Source organism: Marinobacterium lacunae (genome assembly GCF_000705555.1).
GTDB lineage: Bacteria > Pseudomonadota > Gammaproteobacteria > Pseudomonadales > Balneatricaceae > Marinobacterium_D > Marinobacterium_D lacunae.
In genome coordinates, this window is record NZ_JMQN01000015.1 from 13703 (window position 1) to 26606 (window position 12904).

General features: G+C 57.2%; 14 protein-coding genes. 10 read left to right on the top strand and 4 right to left on the bottom strand.

Features of this window, described 5'->3' with window-relative positions; all coding sequences use genetic code 11:
- The first annotated feature begins 9 nt into the window (after positions 1 to 9).
- On the top strand, positions 10 to 408 hold the full coding sequence (rplQ, locus tag ADIMK_RS04735; RefSeq protein ID WP_036184386.1) for a 50S ribosomal protein L17: 399 nt from the start codon (positions 10 to 12) through the stop codon (positions 406 to 408).
- A 120-nt stretch (positions 409 to 528) separates the two neighbouring features.
- On the opposite strand, the gene uvrA is transcribed toward rplQ, so the two are convergent.
- Positions 529 to 3348 carry an excinuclease ABC subunit UvrA gene (gene uvrA, locus ADIMK_RS04740; protein ID WP_036184389.1) on the bottom strand — a complete coding sequence of 940 codons (2820 nt, stop codon included), beginning with the start codon at positions 3346 to 3348 and terminating at the stop codon, positions 529 to 531.
- A 155-nt stretch (positions 3349 to 3503) separates the two neighbouring features.
- On the opposite strand from uvrA, the gene ssb reads away from it, so the two are divergent.
- Together ssb and rfbD are read left to right on the top strand one after the other, a co-directional pair.
- A complete protein-coding gene (gene ssb, locus ADIMK_RS04745; RefSeq protein WP_036185200.1) occupies positions 3504 to 4010 on the top strand; it encodes a single-stranded DNA-binding protein in 507 nt (168 codons plus the stop codon).
- 3 nt (positions 4011 to 4013) lie between these two features.
- Positions 4014 to 4991 carry a dTDP-4-dehydrorhamnose reductase gene (gene rfbD, locus ADIMK_RS04750; RefSeq protein WP_081849664.1) on the top strand — a complete coding sequence of 326 codons (978 nt, stop codon included), beginning with the start codon at positions 4014 to 4016 and terminating at the stop codon, positions 4989 to 4991.
- Here the strand turns inward: rfbD and ADIMK_RS04755 are convergent.
- Positions 4926 to 5312, bottom strand: a complete 387-nt coding sequence (locus ADIMK_RS04755) for a SirB2 family protein (RefSeq protein WP_081849665.1) — start codon at positions 5310 to 5312, stop codon at positions 4926 to 4928. The two genes, rfbD and ADIMK_RS04755, sit on opposite strands and share 66 nt — an antisense overlap.
- Before the next feature lie 107 nt (positions 5313 to 5419).
- On the opposite strand from ADIMK_RS04755, the gene moaA reads away from it, so the two are divergent.
- The 7 genes from moaA to ADIMK_RS04790 all read left to right on the top strand — a co-directional run bounded on the left by moaA (position 5420) and on the right by ADIMK_RS04790 (position 10915).
- A complete protein-coding gene (moaA, locus tag ADIMK_RS04760) occupies positions 5420 to 6418 on the top strand; it encodes a GTP 3',8-cyclase MoaA (protein ID WP_036184395.1) in 999 nt (332 codons plus the stop codon).
- Between the two features lie 57 nt (positions 6419 to 6475).
- Positions 6476 to 7018, top strand: a complete 543-nt coding sequence (moaB, locus tag ADIMK_RS04765) for a molybdenum cofactor biosynthesis protein B (RefSeq protein WP_036184399.1) — start codon at positions 6476 to 6478, stop codon at positions 7016 to 7018.
- Positions 7015 to 8244, top strand: coding sequence for a molybdopterin molybdotransferase MoeA (locus ADIMK_RS04770; RefSeq protein ID WP_036184402.1), 1230 nt, complete (start codon positions 7015 to 7017; stop codon positions 8242 to 8244). The genes moaB and ADIMK_RS04770 overlap by 4 nt, the downstream gene beginning before the upstream one ends.
- An 80-nt stretch (positions 8245 to 8324) precedes the next feature.
- Entirely contained in the window at positions 8325 to 9443 is a 1119-nt protein-coding gene (locus ADIMK_RS04775; protein WP_036184404.1) for a 1-acyl-sn-glycerol-3-phosphate acyltransferase, read from the top strand.
- Positions 9440 to 9925, top strand: coding sequence for a cyclic pyranopterin monophosphate synthase MoaC (moaC, locus tag ADIMK_RS04780; protein ID WP_036184406.1), 486 nt, complete (start codon positions 9440 to 9442; stop codon positions 9923 to 9925). Before ADIMK_RS04775 ends, moaC begins: the two co-directional genes overlap by 4 nt.
- Positions 9922 to 10173, top strand: a complete 252-nt coding sequence (moaD, locus tag ADIMK_RS04785) for a molybdopterin converting factor subunit 1 (protein ID WP_036184408.1) — start codon at positions 9922 to 9924, stop codon at positions 10171 to 10173. Before moaC ends, moaD begins: the two co-directional genes overlap by 4 nt.
- 178 nt (positions 10174 to 10351) lie before the next feature.
- The gene (locus tag ADIMK_RS04790; protein WP_368085820.1) at positions 10352 to 10915 is read left to right on the top strand and encodes a lysophospholipid acyltransferase family protein; all 564 of its coding nucleotides are present in this window, start codon (positions 10352 to 10354) and stop codon (positions 10913 to 10915) included.
- A gap of 76 nt (positions 10916 to 10991) precedes the next feature.
- On the opposite strand, the gene fabB is transcribed toward ADIMK_RS04790, so the two are convergent.
- Positions 10992 to 12209, bottom strand: a complete 1218-nt coding sequence (fabB, locus tag ADIMK_RS04795; protein ID WP_036184423.1) for a beta-ketoacyl-ACP synthase I — start codon at positions 12207 to 12209, stop codon at positions 10992 to 10994.
- 105 nt (positions 12210 to 12314) lie between these two features.
- Positions 12315 to 12830 (bottom strand): 3-hydroxyacyl-[acyl-carrier-protein] dehydratase FabA, encoded by a 516-nt coding sequence (gene fabA / locus ADIMK_RS04800; RefSeq protein ID WP_036184434.1) that lies wholly within the window; start codon positions 12828 to 12830, stop codon positions 12315 to 12317.
- Positions 12831 to 12904: the final 74 nt, after the last annotated feature.

Here is a 12904-nt window from a genome sequence, read left to right on the forward strand (position 1 = left end):
ATTTAGAAAATGCGTCATCGTAAATCTGGTCGTCACTTTAATCGTACAAGTGCGCACCGCAAAGCGATGTTCAAAAACATGGCGGTGTCTCTGTTCGAACACGAACTGATCAAGACCACACTGCCTAAAGCTAAAGAACTGCGCCGCTTTGCAGAGCCGCTGATTACTCTGGCCAAAACTGACTCGGTTGCTAACCGTCGTCTGGCATTCTCACGTACCCGCAGCAACGAAGCTGTAGGTAAACTGTTCAACGAACTGGGCCCGCGTTACGCGAACCGTCCGGGTGGTTATATCCGCATTCTGAAATGCGGTTACCGCGCCGGCGACAACGCGCCGATGGCTTATGTTGAGCTGGTTGATCGTGCCGCTGGCCAGGCTGTTGTCGTTGAAGAGTCTGCAGAAGACTAAGTAAACGTTTCAGCCAAATTGAAAAACCCGATCCCCGGATCGGGTTTTTTATTGCCTGGTTACCAGGTCGGTCATACTGCATAAAAAGCCCCGCGTTTTTCGACGCGGGGCTTTTTAGTGTTAAAGCATGGTTTTGAGGAAGCGACCGGTGTGGGAGGCCGGGTTATGGGCGACCTCTTCGGGCGTTCCTGTTGCGATGATTTCGCCCCCGCCGCTGCCGCCTTCGGGGCCCAGGTCGATGATCCAGTCGGCCGTCTTGATCACGTCCAGATTGTGTTCGATAACAACGATGGTGTTGCCATGGTCACGCAATCGGTCGAGAACGGTCAGCAACTGCTGAATATCATAGAAGTGCAGTCCGGTCGTCGGCTCGTCGAGAATATACAGGGTTTTACCGGTATCGCGTTTTGAAAGCTCTCTGGCGAGCTTAACGCGCTGGGCCTCACCACCTGAAAGCGTGGTGGCGGCCTGGCCTAAGCGTATGTAGCTCAGGCCTACATCGATGAGTGTCTGCAGACGTCGTGCCAGTGCGGGGATAGCGTCGAAAAACTCGCGCGCGTCTTCGACAGTTAGGTCCAATACCTCATGGATGCTCTTGCCCTTGTATTTTACTTCCAGTGTTTCGCGGTTATATCGCTTGCCCTTGCAGACATCGCAGGGAACGTAGATGTCCGGCAGGAAGTGCATTTCGACCTTGATTACGCCGTCGCCCTGGCAGGCTTCGCAGCGTCCGCCCTTGACGTTGAAGCTGAAACGCCCGGGCTTATAACCACGTGAGCGCGCTTCTTGTGTACCGGAGAACAGCTCTCGGATCTGGGTAAATATGCCTGTATAGGTCGCGGGGTTTGAGCGGGGTGTGCGACCGATTGGACTCTGGTCGATATCGATGACCTTGTCGAAGTGTTCCAGTCCATCGATTTTCGTATAGGGAGCGGCCTCAAGTGTCGTGGCGTGATTGAGGGCAGTGGCCGCGACCGGGAACAGGGTGTTGTTGATCAGCGTTGATTTCCCCGACCCCGATACCCCGGTCACGCAGGTGAGCAGTCCTACCGGCACTTCAAGGCTTACGTTCTGGAGGTTATTGCCACTGGCACCATGCAATTTGAGCATTCTTTCCGGATCACAGGGGTGGCGTGTGGAGGGTACCTCAATCTTGCGCTCACCACACAAATACTGGCCTGTAACGGATTCCTTGCATGCCATGACCTCTTCCGGCCGGCCATCGGCGATAACGCGACCGCCGTGCACGCCTGCGCCGGGGCCGATGTCGATTACCCAGTCGGCCAGTCGGATGGCGTCTTCGTCATGCTCGACAACGATAACGGTATTGCCCAGGTCGCGAAGGTGCTCGAGGGTTTTCAGCAGGCGCTCGTTGTCCCTCTGGTGAAGGCCAATGGATGGCTCATCAAGGATATACATCACGCCTACGAGGCCTGCGCCGATCTGACTTGCAAGGCGTATCCGCTGTGCTTCGCCGCCCGAAAGTGTCTCTGCACTGCGTTCCAGCGACAGGTAATCCAATCCCACATTGACCAGGAAGGACAGTCGCTCGCGTATCTCCTTGAGAATTTTTTCTGCGATCTCGCCTTGCTTGCCGCTGAGTTTCAGCGCTTCGAAGTAGTCGTGGGCAGCGCCAATCGGCAGGCGAACCAGTTCAGGCAGCGTGCGTTCGTCAATGAAGACGTGGCGGGCATCGCGACGCAAGCGAGTGCCTGAGCAGCTTGGGCAGGGCTGCATGTTGAGGTATTTGGACAGGTCCTCCCGAACCATTTCCGATTCGGTTTCGCGATAACGCCGTTCCAGATTGTTGAGGACACCCTCAAAGGGGTGGGACTTGGTGACCACGGTACCGCGGTCGTTTACGTACTGGAAAGGTACTTCGACCTTGCCGCTGCCCTGGAGGATCACTTTCTGATGCTGGCTGTCGAGCTGCTGGAAGGGCGTGTCCATATCGAAGCCGAAGTGCTGTGCGACGGACTTCAATTGCTGGTAGTAATAGAGCGTACGCCGGTCCCATCCTCGTATGGCCCCTTCGGACAGTGTCAGACTTGGGTCATGAACCACTTTGATGGGGTCGAAGTACTGCCTTACGCCCAGGCCGTCACAGCTTGGGCAGGCACCGTGAGGGTTGTTGAACGAGAAAAGTCTGGGCTCAAGTTCCTGAATGCTGTGGCCGCAGGTCGGGCAGGCGAAACGTGATGAGAACACCAGTTCATCCCGCACCTCGTCCATCCAGGCGACGCGTGCGACGCCGTCGGTAAGTGTCAGGGCGGTTTCGAACGATTCGGCCAGACGGGTCTGAAGATCCTCACGGACCTTGAAGCGATCAACCACGACCTCAATGTTGTGCTTGCGATTCTTGTCGAGCGCCGGCGCCTCGTCCAGATCAACCACGATGCCGTCGATACGGGCGCGCACGAATCCCTGCGCGCGCAGGTCAGCCAGTGTATGCAGGTGCTCACCTTTACGGTCTTGTACCACCGGGGCCAGTAGCATCAGCTTGCTGCCTTCAGGGAGTGCCAGTACCTGATCGACCATCTGACTGATGGTTTGTGCGGACAGCGGCAGGTCGTGATCGGGGCATCGCGGCTCACCGGCGCGTGCGAACAGCAGACGCAGGTAGTCGTATATTTCCGTGATGGTACCGACGGTGGATCGCGGATTGTGCGAGGTGGATTTCTGCTCAATGGAAATGGCCGGAGACAGCCCTTCGATGTGGTCCACATCGGGCTTCTCCATCATTGACAGAAACTGTCGGGCGTACGTCGACAGGGACTCGACATAACGGCGTTGTCCCTCGGCGTAGAGCGTATCGAACGCCAGGGAGGATTTGCCTGAGCCAGATAGGCCGGTAATAACGATCAGCTTGTCACGCGGAATATCCAGATCGATATTCTTGAGGTTGTGAGTACGGGCGCCGCGTACCAGAATCTTGTCCATGAACTCTCCGGTCAGTCTGGGCAAAAGGTCTATTATAGGCTGTGCGCAAGGGGACCTAAAACCGCCTTGCTGTGTTATTCTCGCAGTTGAAGAAAAAGACGGGCACAGGAGGTGCCTGGGCAGTAGAAAGCAATGAACCCTAAGTGGAGATTGAGATGGCGCGTGGCATCAACAAAGTGATTCTGATCGGTAATCTGGGGGGCGACCCTGAAGTACGTTACATGCCCTCGGGTAATGCGGTCACCAACGTAACTCTGGCGACCAGCGAGTCCTGGAAGGACAAGCAGTCAGGTCAGCAGCAGGAGCGTACGGAATGGCACCGCGTGGTATTTTTCAATCGTCTGGCCGAGATCGCCGGTGAATATTTGCGCAAGGGCTCCAAAGTTTACGTAGAGGGGTCTCTGCGTACTCGCAAATGGCAGGGCCAGGACGGTCAGGACCGCTATACCACCGAAATCGTGGCCAGCGAGCTGCAGATGCTGGACGGTCGTGGCGGTGAAAGTGGTGGTTATGCACAGCCTGATCCGATGGGATACGGCCAACCGCAGCAGCCGGCGCCCCAGCGTACGCAGCAGCGTCCTGCACCGCAGTCTCAGCCTGCGCAGCAGCCGGCGGCACCGGCTCCGGATATGGACCCATTCGATGATGATATCCCCTTCTAATCGATGAGCGCGAATCCCTTCGCAGAACCAAGCCGCATTCTGATAACCGGTGCTCAAGGCCAGATTGGTCGGGCACTGGTGTCGCTGCTCGAGCGGGACCCCGATTTTATCGTCACCGCGTGTTCTCGGCGTCAGCTGGACATCACTAACAAAAAACAGCTTGCGGATGTGCTGGCTGAGGTGTTGCCGGATTACGTGGTGAACTGCGCAGGTTTTAACCGGGTTGATCCTGCCGAGCAGGACCCCCAGCGAGCCTATGCGGTGAACGCGGAGGGTGTGGCAGGGCTCGCTGCCATGTGTGGCGAGATGTCGATACCGTTATTGCACCTGTCGTCGGATTACGTATTCGACGGGCACTACGCCAGTGGATACAAAGAGTCGGATGAAGCCGCGCCCTTGGGTATCTACGGTGACAGCAAGTGGCAGGGCGAAGAGCATATCCGGCGTTTGCTGCCGCGGCATATCATTCTGCGTGTGAGTTGGATATTCAGCGCCTGTGGTACCAACTTCCTGCTTCGGACCCTTGAACAGGCCCGTCACGAGCCCTGTATTCAAGCGGTGGATGACCGTCGCGGTTGTCCAACCTCGTCCCAGGATGTGGCGCGGGTTCTTTCGGCTATCCTCAAACAGTTGGCCAACGGAGCCGAGGCTTGGGGAACCTACCACTATTGTGGGGCGGAGATCACCACACGCTATGGCTTTAGCGAGGCAATTCTCGCCGCTGCGCGCCAGTATGAGGAGCTTGCCGTAGAGGAGCTTCTGCCTGTCTCTTCACGGGATATGCCGGAGGCGGCGGAACGTCCTGCCTCATCGGTACTCAAATGCAATAAGTTGCTTAATACTTTCGGTATACGTCAGCGGCCCTGGCGTTCGGAACTGCAGCGCCTGGTCCGCGAACTATACGGTGAGCGGGCGTTAGAAGAGCCCCAGAGCAGGCGAATGGGTGCGGGCGACAGCGATCAGGTAGCCCAGGCTCAGTAGTGCACCGAACATTGCTAGGACACGTGTCCGTTTGGTCCGACCGCGTTTCAGGGCAATGGTACCGAGCAGGATGTAGATCAGGACCCCCATTACTTTTGCGGTCAGCCAATGGTTGACCAGTGGGTATTGATGGATCACCAGCATCAGGCCGATGGCGCTTACAAGTAAGATTGAGTCGACAATGTGCGGGACAATACGTAGCCAGCGCCAGTTGAGCGCCTTGGGGTGCCAGAGCATCAGTGCCGAGCGCAACAGGAAGAGGGTGATCGTGAGGGCTACGGTTGTCAGGTGAATATGTTTAAGCGCTGTGTACAGCATCATTGTCTCTCTGAGGCTGGGTTGCGGTGGAGTGGTTGCAGACAATGCGTGATCACTTTCTTCGAGTCAAATAAGAATGGCGCATTACTTTGAGTAGTGGAGTGTGCAGTATGAGTCAGCCAGCATCCCCTCAATTGATCGACGGTTTCGGCCGCCGTATCGATTACGTGCGGATTTCGGTGACGGACCGCTGCGATTTCCGCTGTGTCTACTGCATGTCGGAAAATATGGAGTTTTTGCCCCGCTCGGAAGTGCTGTCGCTTGAGGAGTTGTACGACGTGGCGGCCGCGTTTGCGCGTTTGGGCGTGCGCAAAATACGCCTGACCGGTGGCGAGCCACTGGTGCGGCGTGACGTGTTAAGCCTGATTGAGCGTTTGGGCAAGTTGCCGGTCGAGCTGGTGCTGACTACCAACGGATCTCAACTGACCCGAATGGCGGACGACCTCGCAAGGGCGAGGGTTCAGCGTCTGAATATCAGTCTGGATTCACTGCGTCCTGAGAGGTTCAGGGAGCTGACTCGAACAGGCAGGCTCGAGCAGGTGCTTGCCGGTATCGAGGCGGCCCGTCGAGCCGGATTCAAGCGCATTAAACTGAATGCAGTCGTGCTCAAGGGGCGCAACGAGGACGAAGTACTGGACCTGGTCGAGTTTGCCCGCGACTCAGGGCTCGATATCAGCTTCATTGAAGAGATGCCGCTTGGGCAGATCACCGAGCACGGACGTGAAGAGGCCTATTGCTCCAGTGATGAACTCCGAGAGCTGATCAACAGCCGTTACCCGCTCAAGGACAGTTCTGAAAGTACCGGTGGGCCGTCGCATTATTTCCTGATGGATGATTCCCCGTCACGTATCGGTTTTATATCGCCCCATAGCCATAACTTCTGTGGTGACTGCAACAGGGTTCGCGTCACTGTCGAGGGACGCCTGCTGCTTTGTCTGGGCAACGAGCACTCTGTCGATCTGCGTGAGGTGATGCGCCAGTACCCCGGTGATGCCGGTAGACTTGAGCAGGCGCTGATAGACGCGATGGCCATCAAGCCCGAGAAGCATGAGTTCCGCCTCGATGACGAGCCCAAAATCCTGCGTTTTATGAATATGACGGGCGGCTAGGTCCGGGCATTTATCCTTCGCGCAATTGATAATTTCTTATTCCTGTTAGGAGTGATCATGGCACATCAAGCCGAAAAGGCCTTTATCCCCCTCGATATTGCCGTGCTGACGGTGTCCGATACACGTACCGCTGAAAACGATACATCGGGCGATCTACTGGTGGAGCGTCTGCAGTCCGCCGGCCACCGATTGGCTGATCGTGCATTGGTGGCCGATGATATCTACCGTTTGCGCGCCAGAGTATCTCAGTGGATCGCTGACCCTGAGGTTCAGGTTGTGCTGCTGACCGGGGGCACCGGCTTCTCGCACCGTGATTCCACGCCGGAGGCGATCGGTCCACTGCTGGATAAAGAGGTAGAAGGCTTTGGCGAACTGTTCCGCCATATCTCCTGGGAGGAGATCGGCAGCTCCACCATCCAGTCGAGAGCGATTGCCGGGCTGGCTAACGGTACTCTGATATTTTGCCTGCCGGGTTCCACCGGCGCATGTCGTACCGGTTGGGACAAGGTTATTTCAGAGCAGCTTGATAGTCGCCACCGGCCGTGCAACTTTGTGGATACATTGATCCGTGCGCGTGACCAGCGCCGGGCGCTGTCATGAGCCTGCGCGGCTGCGACCAGCCGGGGCTGATGCCGCTGGAAGAGGCGCGGGCGCATCTGCTGGCCCAGGCGGTGTGCCAAGTGGGCACTGAACGTTGCCCAATAGACAAGGCTGTGGGGCGGGTGCTGGCCAGGGATGTGCACTCGCTGGTCGATGTGCCTCCTGCCGACAACAGCGCTATGGATGGGTATGCCGTCCGTCTGTCTGATCTTGCTGCCGACAGGGATACATGGTTGCCGGTGGGGCCGCGTATCCCGGCCGGTGTTGAAGCGGGAGCCCTGCCTGCAGGAACCGCCGCCCGTATTTTTACCGGTGCCGAGATACCAGAGGGCGCTGATGCAGTCGTCATGCAGGAGAAGGTGACGACGTCCGAGGGTGGGGTGTTGATTCCGGCAGGGGTGTCAGCCCAGCAGAATATCAGACCCCGTGGGCAGGATATCGCCCGTGGCTCGCTTGTTCTGCCGGCCGGTAGCCGGGTGTCGGCGGTGGCGCTAGGTGTGCTGGCGTCGGCCGGTCTTGCCGAAGTCGAGGTATTTCGCCCGTTACGCGTCGCCGTGCTTTCGACCGGCGATGAGCTGGTCGAACCGGGCCGACCGCTGGCGCGCGGACAGATCTACAACTCCAACCGCTATCTGGTCGAGGCGTTGCTGCACTCCATGGGGATGCAGGTGGTCACGTCGGGCATTGTGGCCGATACGCAAAGTGCGACTGAGTCAGCCTTGTGTCAGGCCGCAGAGAATGCCGATGTGATACTGACCACCGGTGGCGTGTCGGTTGGCGAGGAGGACCATGTCAAAGCCGTGATCGAGCGGCTAGGGCGTCTGGATATCTGGAAAATCAATATCAAGCCGGGTAAGCCCTTTGCGGCGGGATTCGTCAACGATGTCCCGCTCTATGCGTTGCCGGGAAATCCGGGCTCGGCGCTGATTACCTTTGCGCTGTTGGCCCAGCCTTGTTTGTTGAAAGCGCAGGGGATGCGCGTCCCGACACCTTTCTGCCTGCCGGTGAAAGCGGGGTTTAGCCGCACTAAAGCACAGGGGCGGGATGAGTTTTTACGTGTCGCATGCAGTACCGACGGTTTTGTAAAACCGTCGGGAAACCAGAGCTCCGGGACACTCAGCTCTTTGCTTCAGACCGATGGACTGGTGCGTATACCCGGAGGTGAGATAGTACAAGAGGGACAACAATTGATGTTCTACCCGCTGTCGGCGTTGTTGCAGCAATAGTGCTTTCAAAGTGAAAAACTTCGAATACTTGGCTAAAATATGCGCCTTTTTGACGCGATGCTCGAGGTTGCTTGCTACGCATGAGTGAACAAGATCTGGTGAATGACCCCTATCAGGCTATCAGGCCCTATCGGGATGATGAGGTTGGCGATGTCCTCAATGGTCTGATACACAGCGATGAGTTTATTCGCGCCATTACCCACTACCAGTTCCCGCGGATGTCTGAATGGGCGGGTTGGCTGCTGCGTCCGGTTGTGCGCATTCTGCTGGCGGCGCGCATTGGTGATGTCGAGGATATCCATGGTTTTCAGACCATGGTGGCCGATTACATGGCCAAGATGATAGCGCGCACGACGACACGCTTGAGCTGTTCGGGGCTGGAGCGCCTCGATGACGATGAAGCCTACCTGTTTGTATCCAATCACCGTGATATCGCCATGGATCCCGCGTTCGTCAACTGGGTGCGTTACCAGTACGGCATGAGTACGGTGCGCATCGCCATCGGTGACAACCTGTTGCGTAAGCCCTATGTGTCGGATTTGATGCGTCTGAACAAGAGCTTTATCGTCAATCGGTCGGCACGTGGCAGGGAGATGATGACAGCGCTGAATCAGCTGTCGGGTTACATTGACCACAGTATACAGAACGGCCACTCCATCTGGATTGCGCAGCGTGAGGGGCGGGCCAAGGATGGTAATGATCGTACCGATCCTGCGTTGCTGAAAATGTTCTACATGTCCCAGCGCAAGGAGCGCAGCTTTAGCGAAGCGGTTGAGCGTCTGAATATCGTGCCGGTGTCGATCTCCTACGAGTATGATCCGTGCGATGCCAGCAAGGCCAACGAGCTTGCAGCCAAGGCCAGCTCCGGAGTGTACGAGAAGTCAGAGTTCGAGGATATCGACAGCATCGTCAAAGGTATTACCGGCAACAAGGGGCATGTGCATGTTGCCTTCGGTGAGCCGATTCGGGGGCAGTTCGATACGCCTGAGCAGCTGGCACAGGAGATTGATCGTCAGATCTACATCAACTATTACCTTCACCCGTCGAATTTGGCAGCGGCCGGTGAGCAGGTCGATGCGCAGGCGAAGAGCCTGTTCGATGCTCATCTGGCCCAAGTCGAGGGGCCGGCCCGTGAGATCATGAAGCAGATGTATGCTAACCCTGTGTTTAACCACAAGCGCGCGGAGGCGGGGGTATGAGCCGTCTGACGCATCTCGATGAGCAAGGGCGTGCCTCGATGGTCGATGTGTCCGAAAAGGCCGTCACCAGTCGGGAGGCGGTTGCCAGTGCGCGGGTGCGCATGCAGCCTGAAACCCTGAAACTGATCGCTGAAGGCGGCCATAAAAAAGGTGATGTGCTGGCGGTCGCGCGTATTGCTGGCATACAGGCTGCCAAGCGCACTCACGAGTTGATTCCTCTGTGTCATCCGCTGCTGTTAACCGGCATACGCGTCGAGCTGAGCGTGAATGAGGATGAGTGCTGCATCGATATCGAAGCCGGTTGCCGGGTGAGCGGTCAGACAGGCGTGGAGATGGAAGCACTGACGGCGGCCTCCGTTGCGGCACTGACGCTGTACGATATGTGCAAGGCGGTAGACCGGGGAATGGTCATCGAGTCTGTCCAGCTGCTTGAAAAGCAGGGTGGCAAGAGCGGCCATTGGCGCCGTGAGGAGCAAGAATGAAGCTGGTTTATTTCGCCAGTGTGCGCGAGCAGCTGGGGATAGAGGGCGAAACGCTGTCTCTCCCTCTCGGGGTGACAACCGTGGCGGGGCTTGTCGAGTGGTTGGCAGTCTCTCGCGGTGAGCCCTGGGCCGCTGTATTGCGTGATCAGCGGTTGTTGTGTGCCGTCAATCAAGAGATGTGTAGTCTTGAAGCAGCCGTCAGCGATAACGATGAAGTCGCGTTCTTCCCACCGGTTACAGGAGGCTGAGTTGGCTCAGCGATCGACATTTCTGCTCTGGCTTAGATCGGCCCTTTACTATCTTGGCTTTTATCCCGTCACTGTTTTGTATGCGCTTCTTTGCTTGCTAATTGGGCCGTTGCTGCCATTTAGGCCGCGATTTGCGGTACTTAGCAGTATCAACTACTTCTATATTTTTTGGTTGCGCGTGTGTTGCGGTGTCCGTGTCGAGGTCACCGGGCGGGAAAATATCCCGGCCAGTGGTGCGTTCGTAGTAGTCGCAAACCATCAAAGCGAATGGGAGACCCTGTACCTGCAGCTGCTGATTCGTCCACAGGTGGTGGTGCTGAAGCGGGAGCTGCTGAAGATTCCGTTTTTCGGCTGGGCACTGGCGCTGCTAAAGCCGATTGCGCTTGATCGGTCGGACAGGCGCGGCGCGTTGCGTCAACTGCTTGAACAGGGTACTGATCGTCTCAAAAATGGTCTTCCGGTGTTGATCTTTCCCCAGGGTACCCGGGTGCCGGCAGGCAAGATGGGACGTATGAACAAGGGCGGCGCAATGCTGGCGTCTCGTGCACAGGTTCCGATCGTGCCGCTGGTGCATAACGCGGGTCTGTTCTGGCCGGGTAAATCGTTCATCAAGTATCCCGGCACTGTGCAGGTTCGGGTTGGTGCGCCTATACAAGCCGATGGCCGAAGCATTGATGACCTGCATGGTGAAATGGCGTTGTGGATGGAGCAGGCGATGCGCGAGCTGGGTGCTATCGACTAAATCGGCTGGCCTTATCCACAAGCGAGCAGCAATAAAAAACCCGTCTTGCGACGGGTTTTTTATTGCTGGCGGGCCATCAGCCGTTGTACTTCTGGAACACCAGTGTTGAGTTGGTGCCGCCAAAACCGAAGCTATTCGACATGACGCGTTCCAGTTTTACATTGTCCTTGCGGGTCGTTACCACCGGCAGGCCTTCCGCTTCGGGATCCAGCTGCTCGATGTTGGCGGATGCGCAGATGAAGTCGTTCTGTTGCATCAGCAGGCAGTAGATCGCTTCTTGAGCCCCTGTAGCGCCCAGAGAGTGGCCGGTCAGTGACTTGGTTGAACTCACCGGCGGCATCTTGTCACCGAAGGTGGTTTTCATCGCCTTCAGTTCCTGAATATCACCTGCAGGCGTGGAGGTGCCGTGAGAGTTGATGTAATCGATCTCGCCATCGACGGTTGCCATTGCCTGCTGCATGCAGCGCACAGCGCCTTCACCCGAGGGCGCGACCATGTCGTATCCGTCTGAGGTGGCGCCGTAGCCAACCAGTTCGGCATAGATTTTTGCACCACGCGCCTTGGCGTGCTCGAGCTCTTCCAGTACCAACATGCCGGCACCGCCTGCGATGACGAAACCGTCACGGTTGGCGTCATAAGCGCGAGAAGCCTTTTCCGGCGTTTCGTTGTACTTGCTCGAGAGGGCGCCCATGGCGTCGAACATGACGGTCAGGGACCAGTGCAGCTCTTCGCCGCCGCCTGCAAAGACGACGTCCTGCTTGCCAAGCTGGATCTGTTCCATCGCGGCGCCGATGCAGTGCGCGCTGGTCGCGCAGGCGGAGGTGATGGAGTAGTTCACGCCCTTGATCTTGAAGGGGGTTGCCAGGCAGGCGGAAACGGTTGAACCCATGGTGCGGGTTACGCGGTACGGTCCTACACGACGAACACCCTTGTCACGCAGGATATCAGCCGTTTCGACGATATCGGCAGAGGATGCGCCGCCAGAGCCCGCAATCAGGCCGGTGCGGACGTTGGATACCTGGTCATCGCTCAGGCCGGAATCCTTGACCGCCTGATCCATTGCGATATACGCATAAGCCGCTGCGTTGCCCATGAAACGGCGCAGCTTGCGGTCAATCAGCTCATCAAGATCAAGGTCGATGCTGCCGGCTACCTGGCTACGAAAGCCGAGCTCGGCATATTCCGGCTGATACTTGATGCCGGAGCGGCCCTGTTTCAGAGAATCCAGAACCGTTTCCTTGTCGTTACCAAGGCAGGAAACGATCCCCATACCGGTCACTACGACACGTCGCATGTGTAGCCTCTCTTTTTTCGAACTTCTGTTTGTTGGATACGCCCTGCATGACCGGGTTCAATGTGCAAGGTGAAAATCGGTCATCCAGTGGAGTCGGTTAGTACGTCAGAAATTATCGGTCTGGGTAAACAGTCCGACGCGCAGGTCCTTTGCGGTATAGATTTCACGGCCGTCAACCGACAGTGAACCGTCGGCGATGCCCATCACCAGTTTGCGCTCGATAACGCGCTTGAGGTTAATGTGATACGTGACTTTCTTGGCGCTCGGCAGCACCTGTCCGGTGAATTTGACCTCGCCGGAGCCCAGTGCGCGACCACGGCCTTTGTTGCCGCGCCAGCCCAGGAAGAAGCCCACCAGCTGCCACATGGCGTCCAGTCCCAGGCAGCCGGGCATGACCGGATCGCCGGGGAAGTGGCAATTGAAGAACCAGAGGTCCGGATGAATATCGAGCTCGGCGATGATCTCGCCTTTGCCGAATTCACCGCCTTCGGCGCTGATCCGGGTGATGCGATCCATCATCAGCATATTGTCGACTGGCAGCTGGGCATTGCCCGGGCCAAACATCTCGCCGTGACCGCACTTAAGGAGGTCTTCGCGTTCAAAGGAGGAAGGTCTGGTCATGAGAAAACTGTTTATCCACATCCGTTTTTATTCAGAATAGCGGGTTATTATACCGATTGAAGGTCTTCTAGGCA

Excerpts from the sequence above, each read along its gene's own strand:
- rplQ (WP_036184386.1), top strand. The coding sequence starts at position 10 with ATGCGTCATCGTAAATCTGGTCGTCACTTTAATCGTACAAGTGCGCAC.
- uvrA (WP_036184389.1), bottom strand. The coding sequence starts at position 3,348 with ATGGACAAGATTCTGGTACGCGGCGCCCGTACTCACAACCTCAAGAAT.
- ssb (WP_036185200.1), top strand. The coding sequence starts at position 3,504 with ATGGCGCGTGGCATCAACAAAGTGATTCTGATCGGTAATCTGGGGGGC.
- rfbD (WP_081849664.1), top strand. The coding sequence starts at position 4,014 with ATGAGCGCGAATCCCTTCGCAGAACCAAGCCGCATTCTGATAACCGGT.
- ADIMK_RS04755 (WP_081849665.1), bottom strand. The coding sequence starts at position 5,312 with ATGATGCTGTACACAGCGCTTAAACATATTCACCTGACAACCGTAGCC.
- moaA (WP_036184395.1), top strand. The coding sequence starts at position 5,420 with ATGAGTCAGCCAGCATCCCCTCAATTGATCGACGGTTTCGGCCGCCGT.
- moaB (WP_036184399.1), top strand. The coding sequence starts at position 6,476 with ATGGCACATCAAGCCGAAAAGGCCTTTATCCCCCTCGATATTGCCGTG.
- ADIMK_RS04770 (WP_036184402.1), top strand. The coding sequence starts at position 7,015 with ATGAGCCTGCGCGGCTGCGACCAGCCGGGGCTGATGCCGCTGGAAGAG.
- ADIMK_RS04775 (WP_036184404.1), top strand. The coding sequence starts at position 8,325 with ATGAGTGAACAAGATCTGGTGAATGACCCCTATCAGGCTATCAGGCCC.
- moaC (WP_036184406.1), top strand. The coding sequence starts at position 9,440 with ATGAGCCGTCTGACGCATCTCGATGAGCAAGGGCGTGCCTCGATGGTC.
- moaD (WP_036184408.1), top strand. The coding sequence starts at position 9,922 with ATGAAGCTGGTTTATTTCGCCAGTGTGCGCGAGCAGCTGGGGATAGAG.
- fabB (WP_036184423.1), bottom strand. The coding sequence starts at position 12,209 with ATGCGACGTGTCGTAGTGACCGGTATGGGGATCGTTTCCTGCCTTGGT.
- fabA (WP_036184434.1), bottom strand. The coding sequence starts at position 12,830 with ATGACCAGACCTTCCTCCTTTGAACGCGAAGACCTCCTTAAGTGCGGT.